This window comes from Oleiphilus sp. HI0067, from assembly GCF_001635735.1.
Genome location: NZ_LWFI01001203.1, coordinates 1 through 1,046, shown reverse-complemented (window position 1 = coordinate 1,046; position 1,046 = coordinate 1). Strand labels below are relative to the sequence as shown.

At 47.8% G+C, this 1,046-nt stretch carries 1 protein-coding gene; it reads right to left on the bottom strand.

What is annotated here, in order from left to right; translation table 11 throughout:
* On the bottom strand, positions 1–1,031 hold a 1,031-nt coding region (locus tag A3739_RS18035; RefSeq protein ID WP_156502668.1), incomplete at its 3' end, for a MotA/TolQ/ExbB proton channel family protein.
* Positions 1,032–1,046: the final 15 nt, after the last annotated feature.

Genomic DNA, 1,046 nt, shown 5'->3' with positions numbered 1-1,046 from the left:
ACGACCAAGCTATGACCAAACAACAAGGGAATGGCCACAATTAGTCCAAGAACCGTCGTAACCAACGCTTGAGAAATCCCGCCCGCCATTAGTTTTGGATCTCCCGTTCCGAACAAGGTAATGGCCTGAAAAGTCGCAATCATTCCTGTTACAGTTCCCAATAGACCCAGCAAAGGTGCAACGGTCGCTAGCAACTTAATAAAGCCTGTTCCTCGATCGAGCGATGGCGCTTCGCGCAACACCGCTTCATTTAACTTCACTTCCAGACCTTCGTACTTATCATGCAGTTGTTCCGCACCAAGATTTTCCGTCGCCAAGAGATGCTCATTTCCGACCGCTAATACCCGGCCTAGAGGGTTTTCTTTGCAAATAGCTTCCGGATTGCACAGTTGCTGCCAAACCTTTGCATGCTCCTTCGAGAGATAGAACAAACGCCATGCGGTAAAAGCCAAGCCGGTAAGGCCAAGCAAAATAATGACGCCACCCACATAACCCCCTTGACGAACGCGATCTGCTAGCGAAGCTTTCTTCTCGATCTGCGCCAGCAGCTGGCCACGAGTTGGATCAATAATCACGTTGAACAGACCAGCCGAAGATGTTCCAACTGGCGCCTTCTCCTCTTCCACCGATGCAAGAACTTGCAGACGTTGTTGCTTCGCTACATAGCTAAGGAACTGTGTATCTGTGCGCGCAGTAAATGGCCCCATACGCAAAACGGAAGTCGTAATTTTCTCTCCATTTTGCTGATACACATCTGCCGGATAGTTCGTGACTTCACCTGATGCTTGAATATCCTTCAGCAACACGAACCACAAGGCTTTCAAATCTTTGATTTCAGGTAAAGACTTACTTTGGAGTAAAGACGGTAAAGTCTGCCTCAAATCTGGATATTGGGTAGAGTTAAGAGACGCATTGATGTCTTGTTGCGTATCACTGGCAACCTGCCTTGCCACAGAAAACAAATCTTTTAAGTGATGAGCACGTTCTTCTAGTTGCTCGCTTAATGCCTCAAGATTTTGCGCCTCTGCCATTACCGTTTTCTGCAG